This is a genomic window from Rhodovastum atsumiense (assembly GCF_937425535.1).
In the GTDB taxonomy this organism is placed as follows: domain Bacteria; phylum Pseudomonadota; class Alphaproteobacteria; order Acetobacterales; family Acetobacteraceae; genus Rhodovastum; species Rhodovastum atsumiense.
In genome coordinates, this window is record NZ_OW485602.1 from 213090 (window position 1) to 220129 (window position 7040).

Here is a 7040-nt window from a genome sequence, read left to right on the forward strand (position 1 = left end):
AGGGGGAAGAGAAGGCTCAATGAAATTGCGAAATCACAATTGCCAGTGCCGGGCGGCGCGTTGCCTGTATTGGTGCGCCGCTACTATTGCGTGTCTCTGTGATGGCCTTGCATTCCTATCAGGAGAATTTCTGGAGCAATTTTCGCTTCCAGGTTAATGGACGTTTTGCTAAAAGCCATGGCGCCGCAGCCCGGTGCCCGAAGGCCCCTTCATGGTGCGGCTTGCGTCAGAAAGGCGCTCCCGAAAACCCCGCCCTGAATGGGAGCTTTCCCTCGTGGTTAACTCGATCCTCACGAATTTCGGTTCGCTGGTCGCCCTGCAAAATCTCCAGGCGACGCAGAAGAACCTGCTGGATACCCAGAACCGCATCTCCACCGGCCTGAAGGTCGGCACTTCGAAGGACGACGCCGCCACCTGGGCGATCTCCACCCAGATGAAGGGCTCGATTGCCAATCTGCAGCAGGTCAGCTCCAACCTGAGCCAGACCGACAGCGTGATCGGCACCGCGGTGTCCGCCACCTCCTCGATCGCCGACCTGGTTTCCCAGATCCGTGCCAAGGTGACCGCCTCGAAGGCCCCTGGGACCGATGTCTATAAGGTTCAGAACGACATCGGCCAGTTGGTTGCACAGATCCAGTCCACGGTGGATGCAGCCAGCTTCAACGGCGTCAACCTGCTCAATTCGAAAGATACTCAGAAGTTTGTTTCTTCCGTTGTTACCGACGGATCAGGTAACTCGACGCCAGCCTACATCAGCGTCGACGGTGTCAACCTGAACACCAGCTCCACGGGCTCTCTTACTGGCCTTGGCAATCTGTCGGTGGTGTCACGTTCCGACCAGATGTTCAATGCATCTGGCCAGACTGCGGCGGTGACTGCCGAGCAGAACGCCTATGCGACGCGGCAGGTTGGCTACGTTTACACTGCTCCCGGCGCTGCCGGCACACAGACTTTTGCCGTCACTTATGTTGACTCGACGGGAAAATCACAGACCACGAATTTCAACATTACCGTCGCAAATGCTGACACCGCTTCTACGACGGCAAGCAACCTCAACTCCAATACGGAATTTGCCAAGCTTTTCCATGCGTCGGTAGACAGCGCTGGCAATCTCGCCTTCAGCATGGCCACCCGTACGACAGCCGGCTCGGTCACCAGCGTCGCCAATTCGACAATGCTCGCAGCCGCTGCGGTTGCCACTCGTGAAACGACCCTGAGCTTCCAGGACAGCGTTCCGCTGACAACTTCGGATAGCTTCACTTTCAAATTCCAACAGGGTGCCCACGCAGGTACGGTATCGTCGCAAAGCACGACAATCAAACTGCAGATCAGCAACGAAGCCACCGGCAGAATCCTGAGCAGCTCCACCGCGACAGACGCGAGCAACGCTACTCAGCTGAGCTACACCATCGCCCTCAACGTCAACAGCGTCAGCGGTGACGGCATCACGGGCGCCACGATTGCCAGCGCGATCTCGACCGCTCTGCAGAGCACGGATTGGACATCCGCGGATGGAACGACGACCGTCGCTTCGGGCAACTACTTCGGCACCGCCGGCGCCGCAACGAAGCTGGGCATCACCTCCAGTGCAATCGCTGCCAACGGCGCAGGGAACAACACCCTGACGATCGCGACGGCGGACGCCACTGACGATCTCCAGATCACCAGCGCGACCACCGACTACGCCAACCTGCTCACGCAGGTCGACACCGCCGCCTCGACCGTGACGACTGCCTCGGCCACCTTCGGCTCGGCGCAGAAGCGGGTCGAGACGCAGAAGACCTTCGTGGACAGCCTGGTTGCCAACCTGCAGGCCGGCGTGGGCAACCTCGTGGATGCCGACATGTCGACCGAGTCCGCCCGCCTGACCGCGCTGCAGGTGCAGCAGCAGCTCGGCACGCAGGCGCTCTCGATCGCCAACCAGGCGCCGCAGAACATCCTGTCACTGTTCAAGTAAGCCTGACCGGTGCGGGACCGGCGGCAACGCCGGCCCCGCACCAACCGCCTGCGCCTGCCGGCCCGTACGGGCCGGCCTGAGCCCCCTCCTCGCGAACAGAAGGTCCGCACCATGTCCGACTCCGCCCAGCTTCTCGCAGCGCCCAGCGCCGCCTCGGTCTACGGCAACATCATCCGCCACACTGAATCGGCGCGTGAAATCGAGTGCCGTGTGTTCGCCCAGGCGACCGCAGCACTGGAAGCAGCCAGCCATCCGGCTGCCGGCCTCACGGACCGTGTCCGGGCCCTGCACGCCAATCGCGAGCTGTGGACCGCACTGGCCTGCGACCTGGTCGATGAGACGAACGCCCTTCCCGAGCAATTGCGCGCGAACCTGCTGAGCCTGGCCATCTGGGTGAACGGCGAGACCACGCGCGCACTGCGTGAAGGTACTCCGTTGCACGACCTGGTGGAGACCAACCGCGCGGTGATGCTCGGGCTGTGCCCGCCGATGGAGGCCGAACCGGACAGCCGCAGCTGAGCACCGCCTCAGCGGACGGCCTCACCCTCATGCAGGGCGCACGCGCCCGGGAACGCCTGATGCCTCTCAAGCTCAAGCTCGGGGCCAACGAACAGCTCGTCGTCAACGGCGCAGTCATGGTCAATGGTGGCTACCGCACCACGCTGATGGTGCGCAACTTCGCCCATATCCTGCGCGAGAAGGACGTGCTGCAGGAGGATCAGGCCGATACCCCAACCAAACGGCTGTACTTCCACGTACAGGCGATGCTGCTGAAGCCACCGCCCTCGCCCGAGCTGGTGGCGGCCTACCAGGAGCAACTGGCTGCCCTGCGCCGGGCCTTCGTCCGCCCCGACAATCTCGTGGCACTGGATGAAGTGGACCGGGTGGTTACCGCCGGTGACTACTACAAGGCGCTGGTACAGTTGCAGACACTGATCGGCGTGGAGGCATCGCTGCTGAACCTGGACCCGCCGCCCTGGCGGCGGGCCCGACTGGGGCAAGGCTGAACCCCATGCCTGAAGGATTGCTCGTCGGACTGAAGAATTCCGTCCCCGAACGGCAGAACGCCGCAACAGGAAAGGAACTCAAGCCGTGATCGATGCAGTCTCGTCCGTCAAGACCCCCGCCGCTGCGTCCCCCGAGACGCAGGAGACGCAGGAGACCGAGGTGAAGGCCGCGCGCGCCGAACCCGCGCCGGCCCAGGCCGGAACCACCGAAGTGCAGACGGCGTCTCGCCGCGAAGAGGCACCGCCGCCCTCGCCGAGCTTCGACGTGAAGTTCGACGCGCGCACGCTGCATCTCTACAGCGAGCTGCGTGACCCGGCCACCGACCGTGTGCTGCTGCGCATCCCTGCTGACTACAAGCCCAAAGACGAAGCTGACAACCAGCCTGACACCACAGGCTTCGAAGAGACTGCGTGACGCCATGGACCTGCTGGTTTCCAATCTGGGCATCCCCGCCGGCCTGGCCGGCTGGAAGACGTTGCAGACAAAGAAGCCGGCGGACTTCACAGCGTTTACCAATGATCCCGTGCTGAAGCGGGAGATCGCGTATTTCCGTGACAAGGCGCCGAAGGCCACAACGCCGGAGGCGCTGCTGAAGGATCCGCGCCTCGAGGAGATCGCCCTGACTGCCTTCGGGTTGACGGCGCAAATCGGCATGCAGGGGCTGATGAAGCAGGTCCTTGCCTCGGATGTCACGGACAAGACTTCAGCCGCCGCACGCATGACCGATCCTCGCTACCGCTCGATCGCGGCGGCGTTCAATTACGGTGCGAAGGTAACGGCAGCGCAGGCTGCGGTTGCCTCCACGGCGGCGGTTGAAATCAAGGATCCTGGACAGGCCTTCAATTCCTTCTCTGGCAACTTCGGCGGTGTCAGTGTGAAGGATGTCTGGCTGACGGATGCGGTAACGCCAGACCAGATCGCAGCGAAGTTGCAGGCCGCCTTCCGACGTGCCGACGGCAACCGCAGCGACATCACGGTAAAGGCCCTCGGCTTCAAGCTGCAGTTCAGCGATGCCCTTGGCCGCGGCACGGCGCAGGATTTCACCTTCGATACCGGTGAGAATGTGCCAGGCGCGACTGCGGCCTCGACCACGGTCACGCTGGATGGCCTGGACAAAGGTGTATTCCAGTCCTTCGCTGGCAGTTTCGCCAATGTGGCGCTGAAGGACGTCGACCTGACGAAGGCGACGACCCCCGGCCAGGTCGCTGCCATATTGCAGAGCGCCTTCCAGAAGGCCGATGGCGGCCGCACTGATATCACCGTGACCGCTGACGGATCCAATCTGGTGCTCACGGATGGGCGCAGTCGCGGTCTTTCGCACAGCTTTACCTTCGCCGCGAAGTCGGAAGGCCCAACGGCAGGTGCCTCGGCGACCTCGCTGACGCTGAAGGATCTCAATGGCAGCCTCGGCTTCGATTCCTTCAGCGGGCACTTTGCCGGTGTGACGGTGGAGAATGTGGACCTTTCTTCTGCCTCGACACCTGCGCAGGTCGCCTCGGCCTTGCAGGCCGCATTCCACAAGGCTGACAACTACAGCAGCAGCATCAGCGTAACCGCGGACGGCGACACGCTGACGTTCAAGGACAGGCAGGGCGGCGGCACCACTGATTCCTTCATCTTCGCGGCTGCCTCCGACGGCACCACCGCGGCCGCTCCCACCAAGCTGGTTGCAGGCTCACAGGCGGTGGCCCAGCAGGGCGGACCCGCCGTGACCAGCAAGAATTTCATTGACCAGGTGGTGCAGCTCTACACCCAGGCGAAATTCGAGCAGGTGGTGGGCGACACTTCTTCCGACGCCTTGCGCAAGGCGCTGTATGCGCAACGCCAGTTGCCCAAGATCACCAATTGGTACTCGGTGATTTCCGACCGCCCGCTTGCCAATGTCATCCAGACGGCCTTCGGCCTGCCCGACACTTTCGTGAAACTGGACGTAGACAGGCAGGTCTCGATGCTGAAGTCGAAGATGGACGTCAAGGACTTCCAAAATCCGACCAAGCTCGCCGCCTTGCTCAACAAATTCGTCTCAATGAGTATGGCGAACGGCACTGACGTGCCGGCATCGTCCACCAGCGCCACTTCATTGAACCCCGCAGTGATGATGCTGGGCAACATGACGGGCATCAGCGCATCGAGCGCAACCAGTACGCTCAGTGGCGCCAGCCTGGCCGCGCTGCTGCTTGCCAACACCCAGGGCAACTGATCATCCGGCAGCCGCGGGCTCCATGATCACCACCGCGCAGATACGCAACTGGCGTGGCTATGCCGGTACCGCGCGCACGACGTACTGAAGCGGCAGCGAATCGGCAAGTGCCATCTCCGGATCCGCCCCGAAGGATGCGGCCATGAGCTTGATCGCCGCGATGACATTGCTGCTGTTGATGCCACCGAAGTTCCTGGTTACGCCCTGATCAACCCGGAAACCGGCTCCATGCAAAAGTTCAAGCATCGTGATGCGCGTGAAAAAGCGCAGATGAGTTCTATCAAGCAGACCATGCTCCTCGTATCGTAAAAAACCGCAGCTTAACTTCCCCTGCACGCTCCAATGCTGCGCATTGGGGAGGGATATGACGACACATCCATCGGCCGGCAAGGTCCTCCGGATTTTCCCCAGTAAGCTCCATGGATCAACCAGGTGTTCAAGAACATCACCGAACACCCAGACATTGCTCCGGCTCATGCATTCCCGGAAAAAGCCTTCCTCCGCTTTCTCGATATCCATCGCGAGCACGGAGTCACAATGGCGCCGTGCGCTTTCGGCCGCCATTGAGTTTATTTCTATTCCAGTATAAATACATTGCGGATTGATGAGCTTGTAGGCACAGGCCAGAGAGCCGTTATTACAGCCGACTTCAACAATACCTCTGGCATCTTTCGGGATCATTGCCAGCAATTCTTTGTTGTAACCTTCTGCCTTTACACGATCTTCCATGACGCTTGCCTGCCATTCATCAAGATTGTACGTTCCAACCCTGAACACTGTGCCCCTTGAATCATGAATAAGATAATTCTTATTATCAGAGTTCGAGAAATCATTTTCCAACCACTCGGCATGGCCAAGCAAATCTGATCTGCCGGCATCGTGCAACGCCACCATGGTTTCCACCATTGGGGCTCCATGCTTGGTGGGCATTGGCCATTGCTGTACTACATCCATATTGCACAGCATCACTGCCGGATGCAGATACCTGATCGCCCCGTCCCGGTAATCTATGTTGAACCCTTCCCGGTTCACCCAGTTGAGGCAACCCACGCCGTACATATGAGGTTGCAGGATCGCCGCGAGTTTTTCGACGAAGCCTCCACGAATAATGTGGACATCGGAATCAAGAACAAGAACACGACCAGAGAGACCAAGATTCTGAAAAGCCCATTTCATCCCTGGACCATGATGAATGTTATAATTGAAGTGCGTCAAATTAACGTTGCTATATTTTTTAGCAATATCAGCGATGGATTTGGCGTATTTTTCGTCAGATCCATCAATAATATATATTATATTACTATAGTAATTTCGAAGTTGTGAAATTAAATTCTCAATAAGGTCTGGAGTATTATAACATACTGTAATGATTGGAATTTCCTGCACATTCACGAAATTTTCTCCTTCTTCGTGTCCGTAGAAAGCTCCAAAGGTGTTATATTATTCTGTGCGGCATTGACTTTGTGGCCGTGCGCTTCATTCAGACTGCTCGCCTTCTGGCGCGGATGAACTACGGAACCGCTCCCGCACGCCGACAAAGGCGGACAAGTACTCAGGATATGCCTGCTCGCGAAATGCTATCTTCAATGCATCACTGATGACCGCGTCGGTTGGATGTTCGCGCAACCGCGATGCCGACCAGCCCATGCCAAACGGATTGTAGGCCACGCTGCGCCACTGTGGCTGGGTCACCAGCAGCAAAGAAGCGACACGCTCCTGCAGGAACACCTTCCGTTGCACCGTCTCGGGATAGGTCGTTGGCCTGCAGAGCGCTTGGCGCAGGGGGCTGTCCGGTCCCTCGCACAGGGCAAACAGGACCTCGTTCAGGGCCAGCCACTCCCGCCAGAAGGCGGGGCGGGCGACAAAGTAGTTGGA

General features: G+C 59.7%; 7 protein-coding genes. 5 read left to right on the forward strand and 2 right to left on the reverse strand.

Going from position 1 to position 7040, the window contains the following annotated elements:
• The first annotated feature begins 274 nt into the window (after positions 1–274).
• From NBY65_RS29985 to NBY65_RS30005, 5 genes are all read left to right on the forward strand, one after another.
• Positions 275–1957, forward strand: coding sequence for a flagellin N-terminal helical domain-containing protein (locus NBY65_RS29985; RefSeq protein WP_250265942.1), 1683 nt, complete (start codon positions 275–277; stop codon positions 1955–1957).
• A 111-nt stretch (positions 1958–2068) separates the two neighbouring features.
• Positions 2069–2476 (forward strand): flagellar biosynthesis regulator FlaF, encoded by a 408-nt coding sequence (gene flaF / locus NBY65_RS29990; protein ID WP_250265943.1) that lies wholly within the window; start codon positions 2069–2071, stop codon positions 2474–2476.
• Between the two features lie 59 nt (positions 2477–2535).
• The gene (locus NBY65_RS29995) at positions 2536–2964 is read left to right on the forward strand and encodes a flagellar biosynthesis repressor FlbT (RefSeq protein ID WP_250265944.1); all 429 of its coding nucleotides are present in this window, start codon (positions 2536–2538) and stop codon (positions 2962–2964) included.
• A gap of 85 nt (positions 2965–3049) precedes the next feature.
• The gene (locus tag NBY65_RS30000) at positions 3050–3379 is read left to right on the forward strand and encodes a hypothetical protein (protein WP_250265946.1); all 330 of its coding nucleotides are present in this window, start codon (positions 3050–3052) and stop codon (positions 3377–3379) included.
• Between the two features lie 4 nt (positions 3380–3383).
• Positions 3384–5165, forward strand: a complete 1782-nt coding sequence (locus NBY65_RS30005; RefSeq protein ID WP_250265947.1) for a DUF1217 domain-containing protein — start codon at positions 3384–3386, stop codon at positions 5163–5165.
• A 57-nt stretch (positions 5166–5222) separates the two neighbouring features.
• Here NBY65_RS30005 and NBY65_RS30010 read toward each other — a convergent pair whose 3' ends face one another.
• Both NBY65_RS30010 and NBY65_RS30015 read right to left on the reverse strand, forming a co-directional pair.
• On the reverse strand, positions 5223–6557 hold the full coding sequence (locus NBY65_RS30010) for a bifunctional glycosyltransferase/class I SAM-dependent methyltransferase (RefSeq protein WP_250265949.1): 1335 nt from the start codon (positions 6555–6557) through the stop codon (positions 5223–5225).
• A gap of 84 nt (positions 6558–6641) precedes the next feature.
• Positions 6642–7040: hypothetical protein (locus NBY65_RS30015; protein ID WP_250265951.1), on the reverse strand; the 399-nt coding region annotated here is incomplete at its 5' end.

Bases quoted from the DNA above. Each gene is read 5' to 3' on its own strand.
- flaF (WP_250265943.1), top strand. From the start codon at position 2,069: ATGTCCGACTCCGCCCAGCTTCTCGCAGCGCCCAGCGCCGCCTCGGTC.
- NBY65_RS29995 (WP_250265944.1), top strand. From the start codon at position 2,536: ATGCCTCTCAAGCTCAAGCTCGGGGCCAACGAACAGCTCGTCGTCAAC.
- NBY65_RS30005 (WP_250265947.1), top strand. From the start codon at position 3,384: ATGGACCTGCTGGTTTCCAATCTGGGCATCCCCGCCGGCCTGGCCGGC.